This is a genomic window from Calditerricola satsumensis, from assembly GCF_014646935.1.
Lineage (GTDB): Bacteria > Bacillota > Bacilli > Calditerricolales > Calditerricolaceae > Calditerricola > Calditerricola satsumensis.
This window is the reverse complement of record NZ_BMOF01000046.1, coordinates 1-19,447: the sequence shown is the minus strand read 5'-3', so window position 1 is coordinate 19,447 and position 19,447 is coordinate 1. Positions and strand designations below refer to the sequence as shown.

Annotated in this window: 20 protein-coding genes; all 20 read right to left on the bottom strand. The window is 64.9% G+C overall.

What is annotated here, in order from left to right:
* Positions 1 to 115: 115 nt before the first annotated feature.
* A complete protein-coding gene (gene sigH / locus IEX61_RS09885) occupies positions 116 to 775 on the bottom strand; it encodes an RNA polymerase sporulation sigma factor SigH (protein ID WP_373288444.1) in 660 nt (219 codons plus the stop codon).
* 62 nt (positions 776 to 837) lie between these two features.
* Positions 838 to 1,377: an NYN domain-containing protein gene (locus IEX61_RS09880; protein ID WP_229725829.1), complete on the bottom strand. Its 540-nt coding sequence runs from the start codon at positions 1,375 to 1,377 to the stop codon at positions 838 to 840.
* A gap of 11 nt (positions 1,378 to 1,388) precedes the next feature.
* The gene (gene rlmB / locus IEX61_RS09875; RefSeq protein ID WP_188817825.1) at positions 1,389 to 2,129 is read right to left on the bottom strand and encodes a 23S rRNA (guanosine(2251)-2'-O)-methyltransferase RlmB; all 741 of its coding nucleotides are present in this window, start codon (positions 2,127 to 2,129) and stop codon (positions 1,389 to 1,391) included.
* Positions 2,126 to 2,569: a Mini-ribonuclease 3 gene (locus IEX61_RS09870; protein WP_188817824.1), complete on the bottom strand. Its 444-nt coding sequence runs from the start codon at positions 2,567 to 2,569 to the stop codon at positions 2,126 to 2,128. The genes rlmB and IEX61_RS09870 overlap by 4 nt, the downstream gene beginning before the upstream one ends.
* A gap of 12 nt (positions 2,570 to 2,581) precedes the next feature.
* Positions 2,582 to 4,030 carry a cysteine--tRNA ligase gene (gene cysS / locus IEX61_RS09865; RefSeq protein ID WP_054671781.1) on the bottom strand — a complete coding sequence of 483 codons (1,449 nt, stop codon included), beginning with the start codon at positions 4,028 to 4,030 and terminating at the stop codon, positions 2,582 to 2,584.
* Positions 3,984 to 4,694, bottom strand: a complete 711-nt coding sequence (cysE, locus tag IEX61_RS09860; RefSeq protein ID WP_083463022.1) for a serine O-acetyltransferase — start codon at positions 4,692 to 4,694, stop codon at positions 3,984 to 3,986. Before cysE ends, cysS begins: the two co-directional genes overlap by 47 nt.
* A gap of 421 nt (positions 4,695 to 5,115) precedes the next feature.
* Positions 5,116 to 6,600 carry a glutamate--tRNA ligase gene (gene gltX, locus IEX61_RS09855; RefSeq protein ID WP_054671783.1) on the bottom strand — a complete coding sequence of 495 codons (1,485 nt, stop codon included), beginning with the start codon at positions 6,598 to 6,600 and terminating at the stop codon, positions 5,116 to 5,118.
* Between the two features lie 39 nt (positions 6,601 to 6,639).
* Positions 6,640 to 7,119, bottom strand: a complete 480-nt coding sequence (gene ispF, locus IEX61_RS09850) for a 2-C-methyl-D-erythritol 2,4-cyclodiphosphate synthase (protein WP_054671777.1) — start codon at positions 7,117 to 7,119, stop codon at positions 6,640 to 6,642.
* Positions 7,097 to 7,807, bottom strand: coding sequence for a 2-C-methyl-D-erythritol 4-phosphate cytidylyltransferase (gene ispD / locus IEX61_RS09845; RefSeq protein WP_188817822.1), 711 nt, complete (start codon positions 7,805 to 7,807; stop codon positions 7,097 to 7,099). Before ispD ends, ispF begins: the two co-directional genes overlap by 23 nt.
* Before the next feature lie 24 nt (positions 7,808 to 7,831).
* Positions 7,832 to 8,920: a PIN/TRAM domain-containing protein gene (locus tag IEX61_RS09840; protein ID WP_054669782.1), complete on the bottom strand. Its 1,089-nt coding sequence runs from the start codon at positions 8,918 to 8,920 to the stop codon at positions 7,832 to 7,834.
* Positions 8,921 to 8,985: 65 nt separating this feature from the next.
* On the bottom strand, positions 8,986 to 9,519 hold the full coding sequence (locus IEX61_RS09835) for a CarD family transcriptional regulator (protein WP_229725828.1): 534 nt from the start codon (positions 9,517 to 9,519) through the stop codon (positions 8,986 to 8,988).
* A 175-nt stretch (positions 9,520 to 9,694) separates the two neighbouring features.
* Positions 9,695 to 10,414, bottom strand: a complete 720-nt coding sequence (gene pssA, locus IEX61_RS09830; protein WP_054669789.1) for a CDP-diacylglycerol--serine O-phosphatidyltransferase — start codon at positions 10,412 to 10,414, stop codon at positions 9,695 to 9,697.
* 105 nt (positions 10,415 to 10,519) lie between these two features.
* Positions 10,520 to 11,590: a DNA integrity scanning diadenylate cyclase DisA gene (disA, locus tag IEX61_RS09825; protein WP_188817831.1), complete on the bottom strand. Its 1,071-nt coding sequence runs from the start codon at positions 11,588 to 11,590 to the stop codon at positions 10,520 to 10,522.
* A 9-nt stretch (positions 11,591 to 11,599) separates the two neighbouring features.
* On the bottom strand, positions 11,600 to 12,961 hold the full coding sequence (gene radA / locus IEX61_RS09820; RefSeq protein ID WP_054669791.1) for a DNA repair protein RadA: 1,362 nt from the start codon (positions 12,959 to 12,961) through the stop codon (positions 11,600 to 11,602).
* A 118-nt stretch (positions 12,962 to 13,079) separates the two neighbouring features.
* Positions 13,080 to 15,527 carry an ATP-dependent Clp protease ATP-binding subunit gene (locus IEX61_RS09815; RefSeq protein WP_229725827.1) on the bottom strand — a complete coding sequence of 816 codons (2,448 nt, stop codon included), beginning with the start codon at positions 15,525 to 15,527 and terminating at the stop codon, positions 13,080 to 13,082.
* A 16-nt stretch (positions 15,528 to 15,543) separates the two neighbouring features.
* Positions 15,544 to 16,575, bottom strand: coding sequence for a protein arginine kinase (mcsB, locus tag IEX61_RS09810; RefSeq protein WP_373288445.1), 1,032 nt, complete (start codon positions 16,573 to 16,575; stop codon positions 15,544 to 15,546).
* Between the two features lie 66 nt (positions 16,576 to 16,641).
* On the bottom strand, positions 16,642 to 17,154 hold the full coding sequence (gene mcsA, locus IEX61_RS09805; protein ID WP_054669794.1) for a protein-arginine kinase activator protein McsA: 513 nt from the start codon (positions 17,152 to 17,154) through the stop codon (positions 16,642 to 16,644).
* Positions 17,151 to 17,633, bottom strand: coding sequence for a CtsR family transcriptional regulator (locus IEX61_RS09800; protein WP_054669796.1), 483 nt, complete (start codon positions 17,631 to 17,633; stop codon positions 17,151 to 17,153). The genes mcsA and IEX61_RS09800 overlap by 4 nt, the downstream gene beginning before the upstream one ends.
* A gap of 145 nt (positions 17,634 to 17,778) precedes the next feature.
* Positions 17,779 to 18,486: an MgtC/SapB family protein gene (locus tag IEX61_RS09795; protein ID WP_229725826.1), complete on the bottom strand. Its 708-nt coding sequence runs from the start codon at positions 18,484 to 18,486 to the stop codon at positions 17,779 to 17,781.
* A complete protein-coding gene (locus tag IEX61_RS09790) occupies positions 18,483 to 19,169 on the bottom strand; it encodes an HAD family hydrolase (RefSeq protein ID WP_188817819.1) in 687 nt (228 codons plus the stop codon). The genes IEX61_RS09795 and IEX61_RS09790 overlap by 4 nt, the downstream gene beginning before the upstream one ends.
* Between the last annotated feature and the right edge of the window lie 278 nt (positions 19,170 to 19,447).

Genomic DNA, 19,447 nt, shown 5'->3' with positions numbered 1-19,447 from the left:
GATTTTCTCGTGAGTGACCGGCTTCACTTCGGTTAGGTTTTTATGTGAGTTGACACGTGAAGCAATCCTTTTGCAGGCAACAACAAAGCGGCCCGGCTTGCCGGCCAGAGCCGCCTCACGTCGTCACTTCCCGCACTTCCAGGTACCGCTCCAGCTTGCGCTTGACGCGCTGGAGCGCGTTGTCGATCGACTTGACATGCCGGTCGAGGTTGACGGCAATCTCCTGGTACGACCGGCCGTCAAGGTACAGCATGAGCACCTTGCGTTCCAAATCGCTCAAGATTTCGCTGATCTTGAGCTCGATGTCGTCAAACTCCTCTTGGTTGATGATCAGCTCCTCAGGGTCGGCCACCCGCGAGCCGCACAGCACGTCGAGCAGCGTGCGGTCGGAATCCTCGTCGTAGATGGGCTTGTCCAACGAGATGTACGAATTGAGGGGGATGTGCTTCTGCCGCGTGGCCGTCTTGATCGCCGTGATGATTTGCCGCGTGATGCACAGCTCGGCAAAGGCCTTGAAGGAGGTGAGCTTGTCGCCACGAAAATCGCGTATCGCCTTATACAGCCCGATCATGCCCTCCTGGATGATGTCCTCCCGATCGGCGCCGATCAGGAAGTACGACCGGGCCTTGTTCCGCACAAAGGGCTTGTACTTGTTGATCAGGTACTCAAGGGCGTCGTTGTCGCCGTTGCGGACCCGTTCCACCAATGCTTCGTCCGTCATCTGGTCGTAGCGGCTCGTTTCGTGGCTGTCCTTGAGCTCCACGCTCACCCTCATCCCTCCGGCAGCGGACATTCCCTGGGTGATAGGTCCAGTATACCGTCCGACGGCCAAACCCGTCAACTCGCGGAATCTCCGTTCCGGCGCCATTTTTCGAATCGTTCGGCGATCTCCTCCGGCATGCGGTCGCCCAGCGACGTTCTCGGAGGCGAAAGCGTTTCCATGCGCGCCGCAACATCGCGGCGCACACCGGCCAGCTCGTGCAGGAGCTCGCGCGCCGGCAGCCGCAGCGCCCCGCGGGCAAAGACCACCCACTGCTCGACGGCGTCCGATGTGGCGACGTACACCCGACGCTGGGGGGAAAGCCACTCGCCAACCAGCCGCTCAATCCGCTCATCGGCCGTCTCCCCGTGCGCGGTGTAGGTGACGATGACGCCGTGTTCGCGGGTGGTGACGGCGGGGCCCGCGGTGCGGTGCGCGTCAAACACGACGATCACCCGGCGCCCGGTGACGGCCTGATAGTCGGCCAGCGCATCGACGAGCGCCTGGCGCGCCTCCTCGAGGGCCGCCGCCCCCAGCGGTTCCGATGCCCGGCGGGCCGCCGCCCCGATCACGTTGTACCCGTCGACGATCAGCACCTCTTCCATGACCAATCCCACCGGCGCCGTCCTCATTCGATGGGATGGCGGGCGCGAAAGACCTCGTACATGAGCAGGGCGGCGGCGACCGCCGCGTTCAGCGACGTGATGCGGCCGACCATCGGCAGGCGAACAAGCACGTCGCAGGTCTCGCGCACCAGCCGGCTCATCCCCCGTCCCTCGCTGCCGACGACGAGGGCAAGGGGAACAGCGTAGTCGGCCGTGCGGTAGTCCTGGTCGGCCTGGGCGTCGGTGCCGACAACCCAGAGCCCCCCCGCTTTCAGCTCCTCCAGCGTGCGGGCGATGTTGGCCACGCGGGCGACGGGAACGTGTTCCGCCGCCCCGGCGGAGGCCTTCACCGCCGCGGGGGTAAGCTGGGCCGAACGCCGCTTGGGGATGATCACGCCATGGGCGCCGACGGCGTCGGCCGTGCGCAAAATGGCCCCCAGGTTGTGCGGGTCCTCGATGCCGTCCAGCACAATGAGAAAGGGCATCTCGCCCCGCTCACGGGCCCGCACCAGAAGGTCCGCCACCTCGGCGTAGGCGCGGGCGGCCACGGCGGCGGCCACGCCCTGGTGCACGGCGGCCGGAACCAGCTCGTCCAGCTTGCGCCGCGGCACCTGCTGAACCGGCACGCCCTGCTCGCGCGCCGCGGCCAAAAGCGGCGCCATCAGGCGGGGCGATGCCCCTTCGGCCAGCAAAATCTTGTTGATCGGCCGCCCGGCGCGCAAGGCCTCCAGCACCGGATGGCGGCCGTAAAGCCATTCCGTCACCGCGTTTCGCTCCCTTCGGGTTCCTGCGGCCCGCCTTCCCCGTCCAGCACCGCGAGCGCGTGGGCGATGAGCTCGCGCAGCCGCCCCTCTTGCCCGGTCAGGTACAGGTAGCCGAACAGGCTCTCGAGCCCCGTGCTGAGCCGGTAGTCGGCCACGCGGGCGTTTTTCGGCACGCCGGACTTGGCGTTGCGCCCGCGGCGCAGGACGGCCGCCTCTTCCTCGCGAAGGAGCGGCAGCAGGCGGTGAACCACCTGGGCCTGGCCGCGCGCCGACACGTAGGCCACCGCCGCCCGCTGCAAGTCCCCCGGCTTCAAGATGCCCCGCGCCAACAGGTGCGTGCGCACGTACAGCTCGTAGACGGCGTCGCCGACATAGGCGAGGACGAGGGGATGCAGCATGTCCGGCGCGCGGGGCAAGGTCACGTCAACGGTCAGCTTCATCCCGCTGCGCCCTCACTTTCGCCGCCACCGCACGCCTTGGGGCGTGTCCTCGACGATGACGCCCATCCGATTCAGCCGGTCGCGGATGGCGTCGGCCGTGGCCCAGTCCTTGCGCTTGCGGGCTTCCTGGCGTTCGGCGATCAGCCGCTCCACCTCGGCCACAAAGGCGGCGTCCTCGCCGGATGCGTCGGGCTGCGGCGTGAAGGCCAGCCCGAGCACCTCCTCGGCCAGCTCGGCAAAGAGGTCGAGGAAGGCCTGAACCGATCCGCGGACGGCCGCTTCGCGCCGCACGTACTGGTTGGCCTCCCGCGCCGCGTCGAAGAGCACGGTGATGGCGTTGGCCGTGTTGAAGTCGTCGTCCATCTCGGCCACAAAGCGCGCGCGCAGCCCGTCCACGACCGCCATCACGTCGGGCTCCGCCGCGCCCTCTTTCGCTCCGCCCAGCGCAAAGCGCAGGTTCTCCACGGCCGTGCGGAGGCGCGCCAGGCCCGCTTCCGCCTGGGCGAGGAGCTCCTCGCTGAAATTGATCGGGTTGCGGTAATGGACCGACAGGAGGAAGAAGCGCAAGGCCATCGGGTCGTGCTGCCGCCGCAATTCGCGCACGAGGAGGACGTTGCCCAGCGACTTGGACATCTTCTCCCCTTTGATGTTGACAAACCCGTTGTGCAGCCAGTAGCGGGCCATCGGTTTCCCCGTCAGCCCCTCGCTCTGGGCGATCTCGTTCTCGTGATGGGGGAAGATGAGGTCCTGCCCGCCGGCGTGGATGTCGAAGCTGTCGCCGAGGTACTTGCGCGACATGGCCGAGCATTCGATATGCCACCCCGGCCGGCCGCGCCCCCACGGGCTGTCCCAGGCGATCTCGTCGGGCGCCTTGGCCTTCTTCCACAGGGCAAAGTCGAGGGGGTTCTCCTTTTTCTCGTTCACCTCCACCCGCGCCCCGGCCATCAGCTCGTCGAGGGGCTGATGGGACAGCTTCCCGTATTCCGGAAAGCGCGCCGTGCGGAAATAGACGTCGCCGTCGGCCTCATAGGCCAGACCCTTGTCGATCAGCTCCTGAATGAAGGCGATGATCTCGGGAATGTGCTCGGTGACGCGCGGCGCAACGTCCGGGTCGCGCACGCCGAGGGCCCGCACGTCTTCGCGGTAGGCGGCGATAAACCGCTCGGCCACCTCGGGCACGCTGAGGCCCATCTCCCGCGCGGCGTTGATCAGCTTGTCGTCGACGTCGGTAAAGTTTTGCACGTAGGTGACGCGAAAGCCGCGGTAAGCCAGGTAGCGGCGCACCACGTCGAACACGACGGCCGCCCGGGCGTTGCCGATGTGGATGTAGTTGTACACCGTCGGCCCGCAGGTGTACATGCGCACCTCGCCCGGGACGAGGGGCACAAAGGGTTCCTTCTGCCGCGTCAGCGTGTTATACACGCGGAGATTCGGTTGTGGAAGCGCCTTGAGAGGGGTCATCGACCGGTCTCACTCCTTTGAGCCGTTCCACTTCGCGCTTCAGTTCGTCAATCTGCTCCTGCATCGACCGCAGGAGGTCGGCCACCGGGTCGGGCAGGTTGACGTGGTCGAGGTCGTTCGGCACGCGCCGCCCGTTTTGCACGACGACGCGGCCCGGAATGCCCACCACCGTCGAGTTGGGCGGGACTTCCCGCAGCACGACGGATCCGGCGCCGATCTTGGAATTGTCGCCGATCTTGAACGAGCCGAGCACCTTGGCCCCCGACGCGATGAGGACGTTGTTGCCGATCGTCGGGTGGCGCTTGCCCTTCTCCTTGCCCGTGCCGCCCAGCGTCACCCCCTGGTACAGGGTCACGTCGTCGCCGATCTCGCAGGTCTCGCCGATCACCACGCCCATGCCGTGGTCGATGAACAGCCGGCGGCCGATCTTGGCCCCCGGATGGATCTCCACCCCGGTCAGGAAGCGGACGAACTGGGAGATGAGCCGGGCGATCAGGCGGAAGTCGTGCTCCCAGAACCAATGGGCAATGCGGTACCCCCAGATGGCGTGCAACCCGGAGTAGCAGAGCACCACTTCCAGGACGCTGCGCGCCGCCGGATCCCGCTCAAAGACCACCTGCACGTCTTCCTTTAGCCGTTCCCAGATGCTCCGCAATCGCTTCATCGCCCATCCCTCCTGTGCTGTGCGCGTGAGGCGGGAGCAAAAAAACCGTCCCCGTAGCGCTGCTACAGAGACGGTTCCCCGCGGTTCCACTCTGCTTAAACCCGGCTGCGCGATCCTTGGCGATTCTGCCGCGCACGACGGCCGAAAGACCCAAAAGGACCGGACGGCGTTCGCGCCGCGCCACGCCAGCTCTGTCACGCGCCGGCCAGGGCCTCGGCCGCCCGACGCCGGGTTTCCCTCTGCCCCGTAACGGGGGGATCCGTTCTTCCCCTACGCAGCCGATCCGCCTTCGGGGAAGCGGCTCGCGGGCGCACCCTTCCGGCGGCGGATGCCAGGCCACTTCCAGCCGGGGCGCTTCCCCGATGGCCCTCTCTGGCGACATCCGGTCCCGCCGTACTCCTCCCGCTCCTCGCCTTTTCCGCTATCCGGTTGCCAACGCCTCCATCGCGCGCGCCAGGCGGGCGATGACCCGCTCCCGGCCCAACAGGTACAGGGTTTGGGCCAGGTCGGGGCCGTGCGTCTGCCCCGTGACGGCCACGCGAATCGGCATGAACAGCTGCTTGCCCTTGTGCCCCGTCGCCTTCTGCGCGGCTTTCAGGGCGCTTTTCACCGCGTCGGCGCTCCAGGCATCCAGCGCCTCCGCTTCACGGCGGAACGCGGCCAGCACCGCCGGCACGTGCGGCTCGGCCAGCACCGCCTTTGCTTCTTCATTATAGTCGACATTCTCCCGGAAGAACAACTCGGAGAGGGGCACGATGTCGGCCGCGCAGCCCATTTGTTCCTGGAACAGGGCGACGAGGTCGACGAGCCACTGCCACCGGTCGTCGGACAGCGTCTGGGGCAGGCGGCCCGCCGCCACCAGGTGCGGGTGAGCCAGCTTGGCGATCTCCTCGGCCGGGCGCTGGCGCAGGTAGTGGTTGTTCATCCAGCGCAGGCGCTCGGGGTCGAACACCGCTGGGGCCTTGGAGACGCGCTCGAGGGAGAAGAGGCGCACCAGCTCGTCGAGGGTGAAGAACTCCCGCTCGGCGTGTTCCCCTTCCGGCGCCCACCCGAGGAGGACGAGGAAGTTGACGAGGGCCTCGGGCAGGTAGCCAAGGGCGCGGTACTGCTCGATAAACTGGATGATCGACTCGTCGCGCTTGCTCATCTTCTGCCGGTTGGGGTTGAGGATGAGCGACAGGTGGGCAAAGCGCGGCGGTTCCCAGCCGAAGGCCTCGTAGATCATGAGCTGGCGCGGCGTGTTGGACAGGTGCTCCTCACCGCGGATGACGTGGGTGATGCCCATCAGGTGATCGTCAATGACCACCGCAAAATTATACGTCGGCACGCCGTCCGGGCGGAGGATGACGAAGTCGCCGCCCACGCCGCTCGTCTCGAAACGCACCGTGCCGCGGACCAAGTCGTCCACCACGTATTCGCGCCCTTCGGGGACGCGGAAGCGAACCGACGGCTTGCGCCCCTCCCGTTCCAACGCCGCCCGCTCTTCGGGCGTCAGGTTCCGGCACTTGCCCAGGTAGCGCGGCATCTCCCCGCGCGCCATCAGCGCCTCGCGCTCGGCGGCCAGCTCCTCTTCGGTGCAGTAGCAGTAGTAGGCTTTGCCTTCCGCCAGCAGCCGTTCGGCGTGCGCGCGGTAGATGTCGAGGCGGTCCATGCACCGGTACGGGCCGTGGGGCCCGCCGACGTCCACCCCTTCGTCCCACTCCAGGCCGAGCCAGCGCAGGCTGTCGAGCAGCTTGGCCTCGCCACCCTCAACGTTTCGTTTCTGATCGGTGTCCTCGATGCGCACGAGGAAATCGCCGCCGTGGCGGCGGGCAAACAGGTAGTTGAACAGGGCCGTACGCGCCCCGCCGATGTGCAGGTGCCCCGTCGGGCTCGGGGCAAACCGCACGCGTACGCGCCGGTCCATGCCGATCACCGTCCTTTCTTCCCGGAATCCGGGGGCACGTTATGCCTTGCGCGGCACGAGGAGCACCACCGCCTGGGCGGCAATGCCCTCGATGCGCCCGACAAAGCCGAGCCCCTCCGTCGTCGTCGCCTTGATGTTGATCTGGCGGACATCGGCCCTGAGCAACGCGGCAATGCGCTCGCGCATGCGGGGAATGTACGGCGCCAGTTTCGGCGCTTGGGCCAGCACCGTCGCGTCAAGGTTGCCCAAGCGGTACCCGTCCGCCTCGGCCAAGGCCCACACCCGCGCCAGAAGCACGGCGCTGTCGGCATCCTTGTAGGCCGGGTCGGTGTCCGGAAAATGACGGCCGATGTCGCCGCGGCCGAGGGCCCCCAGCACGGCGTCGGCGATGGCGTGCAGCAGCACGTCGGCGTCGGAGTGGCCCAAAAGCCCCCGTTCATGCGGGATCTCCACCCCGCCGATCACCAGCCGGCGGCCCTCTGCAAAGCGATGCACGTCAAAGCCTTGTCCGATACGCATCCTTGCCCTCCCGCCACCGGAGAAGCGCCTCCGCGACGGCGACATCCTCCGGCGTGGTCATCTTCACGTTGTCGTAGTCGCCCATCACCATCCGCACCGGATGGCCCAGCCGCTCCACGAGCGCCGCGTCGTCGGTGGCCACCACGCCGTCCGCCCGCGCCGCCTCGTGGGCCGCAAGGAGCAGCGCGCGCCGAAACGCCTGGGGCGTCTGGGCCAGCCACAGCGCCGACCGCGGCGGCGTTTCGGCGATCGTCCCGTCGGCGTTCACCCGTTTCACCGTGTCCTTCACCGGTACGCCGAGGCAGGCCGCCCCCGCCTCTTGCACCGCCGCCAGGAGGCGGTCGACGTGCTGGGGGCGCACAAAGGGACGCGCCGCGTCGTGCACCAGGACGACGTCACAGTCCGCCAGCGCGCACAGGCCGGCGTACACGCTGTCCTGCCGCTCGGCGCCGCCCGTCACCACCGCCAGCGGCTTGGCCGGCGCCAGGTCCTGCGCCAGGGCGCGCACGCGCTCCTCTTCGCCGGCCCGCGCCACCACCACGATGCGCGCCACGGCGGGATGGGCGGCAAACACGCGCAAACTGTGAAGCAAAACAGGTGTTCCCCCGATGCGGAGGAACACCTTGTTTTCCGCACGCTGCATCCGGCGGCCGGCGCCGGCCGCCACCACCACGGCTCCCGCCCTCATCTCCCCGTCGACTCCTCGCCCTTCCTACAGCGCCTTTTCCAGCATCTTCGGCTTGGCGAAAATCATGCGTCCTGCTGATGTTTGTAGCACACTCGTGACGAGCACGTCAACCGTGGAGCCGATAAATTCCTTGCCGCCTTCGACGACGATCATCGTCCCGTCGTCAAGGTAGGCCACGCCCTGGCCGTGCTCCTTGCCGTCCTTGATCACGTGGACGTTGATCTCCTCGCCGGGCAACACGATCGGCTTCACCGCGTTGGCCAGGTCGTTGATGTTCAGCACCGGCACGCCCTGCAGTTCGCACACCTTGTTCAGGTTGAAATCGTTCGTCACCACTTTGGCCTGCAGCTTTTTGGCCAGCTTAACCAGCTTGCTGTCCACCTCGAGGGTGTCCTCGAAGGGGTCTTCGTAGATGAGGACCTCCATGTTCAGCTCTTTCTGGATCTTGTTGAGGATGTCGAGGCCCCGGCGTCCCCGGTTGCGCTTCAGCACGTCGGACGAGTCGGCGATGTGCTGAAGCTCTTCCAGGACGAACTCGGGAATGACGAGCACGCCTTCCAGGAAGCCGGTCTCGCAGATGTCGGCGATGCGGCCGTCAATGATCACGCTCGTGTCGAGAATCTTGTACGTGCCCGGCGGGACCTTGTTCTTGGCCTTTTCCCGCGACAGGCGTCCCAACGAGAAAACGGCGACGATTTCGTCGCGCTTGGAAAACCCGATGCGGTACCCGAAGTAGCCCAGAAGCCCGGAGACGAACAGGGGGAGGAAGTTGCCAAGGATCGGAATGCTCTGCAGGGGCAAAAAGAGAAGAAAGGCGACAATAAGACCGATTACCATGCCGATGACGCCGAACAGCACATCGACGACCGGCACCTCTTTGATGAGCCGCTCCTCGCCGCGGCGCAAACGGTCGACGAGCCAATCCGTGAGGTACGACGTGCTGAAAAAGAGGAGCACCGCACCGCCAAAGGCGCCGATGTACGGATTGATGTACGGATTTTCGAGACCGAAATTGACGGTGACGTTGAGAAACTGGATCAAACTTGGACCGTAATGATAGCCCAACGCCGCCCCGACCACGACAAAGAAGAGCTGGATGAAGCGCTTGAGCATCCTGTCACCTCCTTTACCCAGTATAGACAGGATTGCGCACGCTCAATCGACGCTTCACGAAACCGTCACACAGCAGTCTCGCGGTTTTCCACGCACGCTTCCACCAGCTCCGCCGCCTGTTGCTCGTCGATGCCTTTGGCCAAAACGAGCTCGCTGATCAAGATCTGCCGCGCGTTTTCCAGCATCCGCCGCTCGCCCGTAGACAAGCCTTTTTCCCGCTCGCGCAGCATGAGGTTGCGCACCACGTCGGCCACCTCGAAGATGTCGCCGCTCTTCATCTTGTCCAGGTGCGCCCGATAGCGCCGGTTCCAATTGTCCGACAGGTCCACGTCGGAGCGCCGCAAGATGGCGAGCACGCGGTTTGCTGCCTCTTCGTCGATCACTTCGCGCAGGCCCACCTTCTCCGCGCTGTTCATCGGGATCATCACTTTCATGTTGCCAACCGGAATGTGCATGACGTAATAGGTCCGCTTCTCGCCCAGGATCTCCCGCTCTTCAATGGCCTCGATCACGCCCGCCCCGTGCATGGGATAAAAGACCTTGTCGCCGACGTTAAACAATCCCGTCACCCCCGGTATCAGATACTTCCAGTTTATCACAGGATACCCATTCTGTCAAATTTAAATTTAGAATTTTAACACATATAAGAAGGTACGTCAAGGTCCTTTGCAATTTTCGGCGACAAAGCCCATTCGCCTTTTTCTGCTTGACCGTGCACGCGCAACGGCACATAGGGAAGAAAAGCCCCGGGAGGTAAAACCTCCCAGGGCCCGTTCACGAGTGCACATCCGTTTCGATCGGGTCCTGCACCGCCTGGTTGCGCCGGAGCAAGGCGTCAAGATTTTTTTTTAAGCCGTACAGCGCGTACAAGACCAGGGGCAGGAAGACGAGCTTGGAGAAGGAGTCGGGAAATCGCCAGGCAAGATACCCTACGATCCCCACCAGGATCGGCGTCACCCAGATCGCCGCCCGGGGGATGCCGACGCGTTTGAAGTTCGGGTATTTCACGTTGCTGATCATAAGCAGCGACAGGGCGAGCATGCCGATGGTGAGGTAGACCGGCGAGAAGACGTGGTGGTACAAGGCGAAGGTGGCCAGCACCCCGCCGGCGGCCGTAATCGGCAGCCCGACAAAGTAATGGGCATTCCCCTCGGTGATGTTGAAACGGGCCAAGCGCAACGCGCCGCAAATCGGAAACAGCGCCGTCACCATCAAGCCGTACAAGCCGAGGTCCTGCAGCACGACGACGTACATGATGAACGCCGGGGCCACCCCGAAGGAGATGACATCCGACAGCGAATCCAGTTCTTTGCCGAACTCGCTCTGGACGCCCAGCTTCCGCGCCACGCGTCCGTCCAGACCATCCAGCAACATGCCAATGATGACGAGAACGGCCGCGTGTTCGGGTTGTTCCTGAAAGGCCAGCACGATGGAGATGATCCCTAAGAATAAGTTCGCCACCGTAAACAGGTTGGGCAGGGTTTTGGCGACCATGACAAAACCTCCAGGCGGTTCTTTCCTTCCCGTGCGGCAGGTGCGTCGATGGCAACAGCAAGCGGCATCCACCGTCGGACCTTCGCGCCGCGCCTTGACGCATTCCTACACGTTTCGGTCGATAAACACCTGTTCTTGAATGCGTTTCAGGCCGTCCTTGATCGTCCGGGCACGCACCTCGCCGATGCCGTCCACCTCGTCGAGCTCCTCGATGGACGCCATCATCACGTCGGACAAATTGCCAAACCGCTCCACCAGGTTGTGCACGACAGTCTGCGGCAAGCGGGGAATCTTGCTCAAGATGCGATAGCCGCGCGGAAAGAGCGGTTCTTCCTGTATATTACCACCCGGCACATACCCGAGCAAGCGCACGAGGGTGGACGTCTCCACCACCTCATCCGGCGCCAACTCGGTCAGGGCACGCAGGATCTCGCCGGCGCTGGCCTCTGGCGGCTGGCAGTAATCCTTGATGATCAGCAAGGCCTCGTGCTCCACATCGGCCACCAGTTCTTCCAGCTGCATCTGAATGAGCTGCCCTTCCGTCCCCAATTCATGAATATATTTTTGGATTTCCCGCTTGATACGCAGGACCATGGCCACGCGCTGGAGCACGGTCACCACTTCTTGAAGGGTAACCAACTCTTCAAATTCCAATGCGCTCAAATTGGTCAGCGCCTGATCGAGGACGGACTTGTATTTTTCAAGGGTCTGAATGGCCTGGTTCGCTTTCGCGAGGATGACGCCGATCTCCTTCAGCACATAGCGGAACGGGCCTTTGTAGAGGGTGATCACGTTGCGGCGCTGGGAAATGGCGACGACAAGCTTGCCCGTCTGCTTGGCCACCCGCTCGGCGGTGCGGTGGCGCATGCCCGTTTCCGTCGAAGGAATCGACGAATCGGGCACCAATTGGGTGTTGGCATACAAAATTTTTTTGCGGTCGTCGCTCAGGATGATCGCCCCGTCCATTTTGGCCAACTCGTACAGATTGGCCGGGGTGAAGTCGCAATTAATAAAAAAGCCCCCTTCCATGATCGCCATCACTTCGGGGCTGTACCCGACGACGATCAGTCCCCCGGTCTTGGCGCGCAACACGTTTTCCAGCCCCTCCCGCAGGGGCGTGCCCGGCGCGACGAACGGCAACACGCTGCTGATGAAGGAATCGCGGTTGTCGGCCATCGTCACCTCTCACCTCCCAAACGCGGCTTCCAGCGCTTCTTCCACCGTGCGCACGCCGATGAGGCGCATTCCCGGCGGCGGGTCCCACCCGCCCGACAGGTTCTGCGCCGGCACGATCACGCGACGAAAGCCGAGCTTGTGCGCCTCCCGCACGCGCTGCTCAATGCGCGAGACGCCGCGCACCTCGCCGGTCAGCCCCACTTCCCCCACCACCACGTCGTGCGGATCGGTGGGCTCATCGCGAAAACTGGAGGCCACACTCACGACGACGGCCAAGTCGACGGCCGGCTCATCCAGCCGCACACCGCCGGCCACGTTGACGTAGGCGTCATGGTGCTGCAAAAACAGCCCGACGCGCTTCTCCAGCACGGCAAGAAGCAGCGCCACCCGGTTGGGATCGACGCCGGTGGCCATGCGCCGCGGCGTGGCAAAGCTGGTCGGGGTCACGAGGGCCTGCACCTCGACGAGCACCGGGCGGGTGCCCTCCAGGCTGGCCACGACGGTGGATCCGGCGACGCCGGTCGGACGCTCCGACAAGAAGTGGGCCGACGGGTTGACCACTTCCGCAAGCCCCGTGTCCTTCATTTCAAAAATGCCGATCTCGTTCGTCGAGCCGAAGCGGTTCTTCACCGCGCGGAGGATCCGGTAGGCGTGGTGCCGATCCCCCTCGAAATACAGCACGGCGTCGACCATGTGCTCAAGCAGCTTGGGCCCGGCAATGGCCCCGTCCTTCGTCACGTGCCCGACGACAAAGGTGGCCACGCCCTGCTCCTTAGCCATCCGCATCAGATGGGCCGTGCACTCCCGCACCTGGGCCACGCTGCCGGGAGCGGAGGCGACGTCGGGATGGTAGACCGTCTGCACGGAATCGATGATCACGAGAGCCGGTCGGACACGCGCGACATGGTGGCGAATGCGCACGAGATCGGTTTCCGCCAACACGAGGAGCGATTCCGCGGCCACGCCGAGACGCTCGGCGCGCAGCTTGGTCTGCTGCGGCGACTCCTCACCGGAAATGTAGAGCACGACATGCCCCTGCGCCGCGAGCCGGTCGGCCATCTGCAACAGGAGCGTCGACTTGCCGATGCCCGGATCGCCCCCGACGAGGACGATGGAACCCGGGACAACGCCGCCGCCCAGCACGCGGTTGAGCTCGCCGATTCTCGTGTCCAGGCGTTGCACCTCTTCCCGCGTCACGTGCACGAGGGGAACCGGTTCGGCGCTCTCCCCGCGCACGCGCATGGTCCCGGCGGCAACGGCCACCTCCTCCACCATCGCGTTCCACTGCCCGCACCCCGGACAGCGGCCCATCCACTTTGCCGATTCGTATCCACATTTTTGGCAGACAAACCGGGATCTATGCTTGGCCACGTCCCTCCCGCTCCTCTCCGCCTCGGCCACAGGGGCATGGATGCTCTTTCAGTATAGCAAAGGCGCGCAAAAAACGCCTCCTTCTCCAGAAGGAGGCGGATCACCGGTTTTCACCGGTTCACGACGCGACGGGCTCCACCTTGCGCACGACGAAGGCGCCCTGGTCGTCGACGTCGATCTCCACCTTGTCGCCGCGCTGGATGTGGCCGAGGAGCAGCTCCTCGGACAAGCGATCCTCGATGTGGCGCTGGATGGCCCGCCGCAGCGGCCGCGCCCCGTACTGCGGGTCGAAGCCTTCCTTGGCAATCTTCTGCTTGGCCTTGTCGGTGAGCACGAAGTCGATCCCCTGCTCGAGCAGGCGTTTGCGCAGCTGCTCGGCCATCAGCGAGACGATCTGGACGATGTGCTCCTCCTTGAGCGGATGGAAGACGATCACCTCGTCGATGCGGTTGAGGAATTCGGGGCGGAAGGTGCGCTTCAGCTCGTTCATCACCTTCTCCTTCATGCCCTCAAACTCGCGCTGGTCGGCATCGGCGGGGACGGTGAAGCCGAGGCCGCCGCCCTTCTTGATCAGGTCGGCGCCGACGTTGGAGGTCATGATGATCACCGTGTTGCGGAAGTCGACCGTCCGCCCCTTGCCGTCGGTCAGCCGCCCGTCCTCGAGCACCTGCAGGAGGATGTTGAACACCTCCGGATGCGCCTTCTCGATCTCGTCGAGGAGCACAACGGAATAGGGCTTGCGGCGCACCTTCTCCGTCAGCTGGCCGCCCTCTTCGTAGCCGACATACCCGGGCGGCGCGCCGATGAGGCGGGAGGTGGAGTGCTTCTCCATGTACTCCGACATGTCGATGCGGATCATGGCGTTCTCGTCGCCGAAGAGGGCCTCCGCCAAGGCGCGGGCCAGCTCCGTCTTGCCGACGCCCGTCGGACCGAGGAAGATGAAGGAGCCGATGGGCCGCTTGGGATCCTTCAGGCCGGCGCGGGCGCGGCGGATGGCCCGGGCCACGGCCTTGACCGCCTCGTCCTGGCCGATGACGCGCTTGTGGAGGATCTCCTCCAGCTTCAAGAGGCGCTCCGTCTCCTCTTCGGCCAGCTTGCTCACCGGGATGCCCGTCCAGTTGGAGACGATCTCGGCGATGTCCTCGGCCGTCACCTCGGAATCGGTCTGGCCCTGCTTCTCCTTCCACTCCCGGCGCAGCCGCTCCAGCTCCTCGCGCACCTTCTGCTCCTTGTCGCGCAGGGCGGCCGCCTTCTCAAACTCCTGGCTCTGCACCGCCGCTTCCTTCTCCTTGCGAATCTCCTCCAGCTTCTGCTCCAGCTCCTTCAGGTTCGGCGGCACGGTGTAGGAGGCCAGGCGCACCTTGGACGCCGCCTCGTCGATGAGGTCGATGGCCTTGTCGGGCAGGAAGCGGTCGGTGATGTAGCGGTCGGACAGCTTGACTGCCGCCTCGATGGCCTCGTCGGTGATCTTCACCCGGTGATGGGCCTCGTAGCGGTCGCGCAGCCCTTCGAGGATCTTGACCGTCTCCTCCGGCGTCGGCTCGTCGACCATGATCGGCTGGAAGCGGCGCTCGAGGGCCGGATCCTTTTCAATGTACTTGCGGTACTCGTCGAGGGTGGTGGCGCCGATGCACTGCAGTTCGCCGCGGGCGAGGGCCGGCTTGAGGATGTTGGAGGCGTCGATGGCCCCTTCGGCCCCGCCGGCGCCGATGAGCGTGTGCAGCTCGTCGATGAACAGGATGATGTTCCCCGCCTGGCGGATCTCGTCCATGATCTTCTTCAGGCGGTCCTCAAACTCACCGCGGTACTTCGTGCCGGCCACCACCGTGCCCATGTCGAGGGACATGACCCGCTTGTCGCGCAGGGTTTCCGGCACCTCGTTGTTGACGATGCGCTGGGCCAGCCCCTCGGCGATGGCCGTCTTCCCGACGCCCGGCTCGCCGATCAGCACGGGGTTGTTCTTCGTCCGCCGGCTGAGCACCTGGATGACGCGCTCGATCTCCTTCTCGCGGCCGATGACCGGGTCAAGGCCTCCTTCCCGGGCAATGGCCGTCAAGTCGCGGGCCAGGCTGTCCAGCGTCGGCGTGCTCACATGGCCCCCCCCGCCGTGCGGGTGCGAGGAAACCGCCTCGCTCGAGCCCAACAGCTGCAAAACCTGCTGGCGGGCCTTGTTCAGGCTGACGCCGAGGTTGTTGAGGACGCGGGCGGCAATGCCCTCCCCTTCGCGGATCAGGCCGAGGAGGATGTGTTCCGTGCCGACGTAGGTGTGGCCCAGCTTGCGCGCCTCGTCCATCGACAGCTCGATCACCTTTTTCGCACGCGGCGTGTAGTTGAGGTGGGTCGGCTGTTCCGTCCCCTTGCCGATGAGGGACTCCACTTCGTCGCGGATCTTCTCGAGGTCGAGGCCCAGACCGAGCAAGGCCTTGGCGGCAATGCCTTCCCCCTCGCGGACGAGGCCGAGCAGGATGTGCTCGGTGCCGATCGAGGAATGCCCCAGGCGAATCGCTTCCTCCTGGGCCAACGCCAGCACCTTTTGCGCGCGTTCCGTGAAACGGCCAAACATCATGGTCCATCACCCCTCCTTAGGATTCGCCGCCAGCGGCGCGGTTCAAACGTTCGCGAATCAGGCGCGCCCGCCGCTCGTCGCGCTGCTCGGGCGTCAGCGCCTGCCCCGCCCAGCGCTGCAAAAAGCCCGGCTGGGTCATGACGGTGAGCTCGTTGAGGGTCGCCGGCGTCACGCCGCGGAACAAGCCCAAATCGACACCAAGGCGCACATCCGACAGGCGCTGGATGGCCTCCTTGGACTCGATGATCCGCGCGTGGGACAGAATGCCGAAGGAACGGCTCAGGCGGTCTTCCAGCTTCAGGCGGTTGGTCTCGAGGAGCGAGCGCCGCGCGGTGCGCTCGTGCTCGATGACCTGCTTGACCACGCCGTGGAGGTTTTCCAAGATGTCCTCCTCGGAGCGGCCCAAGGTGATCTGGTTGGAGATCTGAAACAGGTTGCCGAGGGCCTCACTCCCCTCGCCGTACAGCCCCCGCACGACGAGGCCCACCTGGTGAATGGCCGTCAGGATGCGCCCCACCTGCTGCGTCATCACCAGCGCCGGCAGGTGGACCATCACCGACGCGCGAATGCCCGTTCCCACGTTGGTCGGACAGGCCGTCAGGTACCCGCGGCGCTCGTGGAAGGCGTAGTTCAAGGCCGCCTCGAGGGCGTCATCGATCCGGCTGGCCAGCTGCCACGCCTCGGCCAGCTGCAAGCCGGGAAAGAGGACCTGAATGCGCAGGTGGTCCTCCTCGTTCACCATGATGCTGATGCGCTCGTCCTCGCTGATGGCCACGGCACCCTTGCGCGCCTCTTCCGCCAGCAGCGGGCTGATGAGGTGCTTCTCCACAAGCACCCGCTTGTCGATCTCGTCCAGCTCGTCCATCGGGATCCACGTGAAGCGGTACGGGGCCAGCGCCTCCTGGCCCAAGGCCCTCCGGACGCGCTCCAAAACCGCCTCCAGCTGGCTGTTGGTGGCCAGGTACGGAAAGGGCAAATCGCGCAGGTTGCGCGCCAGGCGGACGCGGCTCGACACCACGATGTCGGCATCGGGGCCGCTGCCATTCATCCACTCGCTGAGCGCGCGGGTGACAAACTTCTGGATGGACACGTCCTTCCCCCCTTGCGACGGCCGTTACGCGTGATCGATCTGCGCTTCCAGCTGACGGATGCGGTCGCGCAGCTGGGCGGCCCGCTCGAACTCTTCGCGGGCCACGGCCTGCTTCAGCTCCGCTTTGAGCCGCTCCAGCTCGCGGGCAAGGCGCATGACGCCGCCGGCCCGCGCCGGCACCTTGCCCGTATGGGCCGTCGCCCCGTGCAGCCGGCGAAAGAGCGGTTCAAGGTGCGCATCGAAGGCTTCGTAGCAGGCCGGGCAGCCGAAGCGGCCGGTCTTGGAAAACTGCGTATAGGTCAGTCCGCAGACGTTGCAGCGCAACGCCTGCGCCGGGTGGCCGGTATGGGTGGGCACGTCAAAGTTCATCAGCCCCGAAAGCAGGTTGTGAATGGAGAAGGTGTTGCTCATGCCCGGGATCAGCTCGCCCTTTTCCCGTGCACATCGCTCGCACAGGTGAAACTCCGTCTTGTCGCCGTTGACGATCTTCGTAAAATGGAGCGTCGCGGGGCGCTGCCCGCACTCTTGGCACATCATGGCGCATTCCTCCTCCATCCGTCGCTCAATACCTCTGCCACCACCGCGCGGAGCATCGCCGCGCGCACCTGGTCGCGCAGGGGAATGGGCAGCGGCAGCACGTTGCGGGAGAGGACCGTTTTCAAGAGGCGCAGCTCCCGCTCCTCCAGCCACCCTTCCTCATGCAAGTGCTGCAAGATGGCGTCGCTTGCCGACTGCGAAACGCAATCTCCGATCCGTTCTAGTATGGCCCGAAACAGGGCCTGGTTCTCATTGCCCTGGACCTTGCGGATGCGGATAAAACCGCCACCTCCGCGTTTCGATTCCACCAGGTACCCCTTTTCGAGGGTAAAGCGCGTGTTGATCACGTAATTGATCTGCGACGGAACGCAGCGAAAGCGGCTGGCCAGCTCGCTGCGTTGAATCTCGACCATTCCCAGGGGACTTTCGTTGAGAAGCTCCTTCAGGTACTGCTCGATGATGTCGGCTATGCAGCGCACGGCTCGATCCTCCCACCACCGTTTCCAGAAGGTGAGAAGCCAAAGGTTGAAGGTTTGACGACGAGCGGTTGACTTTGACTATCTTTGACCTTCTGCTTTCAGTATACCCGCAATTCTTTCCAATGGCAAGAGGGGGGACGCCGGCTCACAGCAGCGAGACATCGCGCACGCCGTCAAGATCGCGCAGGCGCTCGACGACAAACAGCGGCGACTGGTCGGGCGGAAAATGAAGCGACAGGGTGATGTCGACGCTGGGCTTGTCGCCCTTGCGATGGACGTCTTCCACTTCGATGCGGCGAATGATGACGCCGTAGTTGCTCAGGAGGCTGGCAATGCGGGCGAGCTGCCCCGGCTGATCCACTACGCGAACCACAAGCCGCCTCAGCCGGCGCTGGCTGACATACCAGCTCTCCAGGCGGTTCAAGAGCACAAGGCTGAACAGGACCAAGGCCGTGGTCAGCACGGCGCCAAAGTAAAACCCCGCCCCGACGGCGAGCCCGATGCCGGAGACCACCCACAGCGAGGCGGCCGTGGTCAACCCGCGAATGGCAAATCCGTGTACGAGGATTGTGCCCGCACCCAAAAAGCCGATGCCGCTGACCACCTGCGCGGCCAGCCGGGCCGGATCGGCCTGGATGTTGGTCCGATCGATCACGTCCTCAAAGCCGTAGATGGAGATGAGCATGATGAGAGCCGAACCGAGGCAAACGAGAATGTGCGTGCGAAAGCCGGCGGGCAAATCGCGTTTGTCCCGCTCCAGACCGATGAGCCCGCCAAGGATCACCGCCAGCAGGAGCCGCACCGTGATGTCGAAATAGGTCGACGAGGTCACGGTCGCCATCCACGTGCTCACCGCGCCCACGCTCCTTCCACAGCCCATTGCGCAAGCACATCCCGAATCGCGTCGAACCGCTCGACGACGGCATCGGCCTCCTTGAGCTCACCCGTGGTGCCGTATCCGTACCCGCACCCGATCACCTTCAGGCCGTTGGCATGGCCGGCCTCCACGTCGGAACGGCGATCGCCTACCATCACCCCCTGCCGGACGCCGTGGTCGCGCAGCAGGCGGGCGACGAGCTCGGCTTTCGACCGCGCGGCAAACCGTCCCGCGCTGTAGAAATCGTCAAAGTACGGCGCAAGGCCGAGGTGCGTGCACACCGCGTCCACATACGCTTCCCCGCCGTTGCTTACGATAAAAAGGCGGTATCCGTCGGCGCGCAGGCGCTCGAGCGTCTCGCGCACGCCCGGATACAGCTCGCCCTTGCCGGTAGCCAGGGCCTCCCGCTCGTAGTGCAGGAGCCACTTGTCGGCTTCCCGCCGCACCGCCTCATCGGCGTTGGGCAACAAGGTGGCCCAGATTTCGGGTAGCGTCTTGCCGAACACGCCACGCACGTCGACCTCGCTGGGCACGGAAATGGCCTCGCCGTACGCCTCGCGCAAGCGGGCAAAGGTTTGGCGGAAGGCGGGCACGGCGATTGTTTCGGTGCGGATCAGCGTCCCGTCCAAATCAAACAGCAGCGCCTTTTCCTGAGCCATACCGGTCTCCTCCCCCTTCCCTTGGACAACGTTTGGTTTGCGACGCGAGGGCACTTTCAGTTTATCATGAACGGCTTGCCATTATGTGCGAACCGTGTCGTCGCGTTCTGCGGCAACGCGCGCCTCATCTCCCGGCCACACAAGAGGAAGAAAACGGACGCGAAAACAAAAAACGCCCTTGACCCTGCCTTGCTGCAAGACCAAGGACGTTGAACCGCCGTGCCTGGCAACGACCTACTCTCCCAGGGGCTTTCGCCCCAAGTACCATCGGCGCTGGA

What these genes read in the sequence shown, in the direction of transcription:
- sigH (WP_373288444.1), bottom strand. Translation starts at nt 775, where the DNA reads ATGAGGGTGAGCGTGGAGCTCAAGGACAGCCACGAAACGAGCCGCTAC.
- IEX61_RS09870 (WP_188817824.1), bottom strand. Translation starts at nt 2,569, where the DNA reads ATGAAGCTGACCGTTGACGTGACCTTGCCCCGCGCGCCGGACATGCTG.
- cysS (WP_054671781.1), bottom strand. Translation starts at nt 4,030, where the DNA reads ATGACCCCTCTCAAGGCGCTTCCACAACCGAATCTCCGCGTGTATAAC.
- cysE (WP_083463022.1), bottom strand. Translation starts at nt 4,694, where the DNA reads ATGAAGCGATTGCGGAGCATCTGGGAACGGCTAAAGGAAGACGTGCAG.
- gltX (WP_054671783.1), bottom strand. Translation starts at nt 6,600, where the DNA reads ATGGACCGGCGCGTACGCGTGCGGTTTGCCCCGAGCCCGACGGGGCAC.
- ispF (WP_054671777.1), bottom strand. Translation starts at nt 7,119, where the DNA reads ATGCGTATCGGACAAGGCTTTGACGTGCATCGCTTTGCAGAGGGCCGC.
- ispD (WP_188817822.1), bottom strand. Translation starts at nt 7,807, where the DNA reads ATGAGGGCGGGAGCCGTGGTGGTGGCGGCCGGCGCCGGCCGCCGGATG.
- IEX61_RS09840 (WP_054669782.1), bottom strand. Translation starts at nt 8,920, where the DNA reads ATGCTCAAGCGCTTCATCCAGCTCTTCTTTGTCGTGGTCGGGGCGGCG.
- pssA (WP_054669789.1), bottom strand. Translation starts at nt 10,414, where the DNA reads ATGGTCGCCAAAACCCTGCCCAACCTGTTTACGGTGGCGAACTTATTC.
- disA (WP_188817831.1), bottom strand. Translation starts at nt 11,590, where the DNA reads ATGGCCGACAACCGCGATTCCTTCATCAGCAGCGTGTTGCCGTTCGTC.
- IEX61_RS09815 (WP_229725827.1), bottom strand. Translation starts at nt 15,527, where the DNA reads ATGATGTTTGGCCGTTTCACGGAACGCGCGCAAAAGGTGCTGGCGTTG.
- mcsB (WP_373288445.1), bottom strand. Translation starts at nt 16,575, where the DNA reads ATGAATGGCAGCGGCCCCGATGCCGACATCGTGGTGTCGAGCCGCGTC.
- mcsA (WP_054669794.1), bottom strand. Translation starts at nt 17,154, where the DNA reads ATGATGTGCCAAGAGTGCGGGCAGCGCCCCGCGACGCTCCATTTTACG.
- IEX61_RS09790 (WP_188817819.1), bottom strand. Translation starts at nt 19,169, where the DNA reads ATGGCTCAGGAAAAGGCGCTGCTGTTTGATTTGGACGGGACGCTGATC.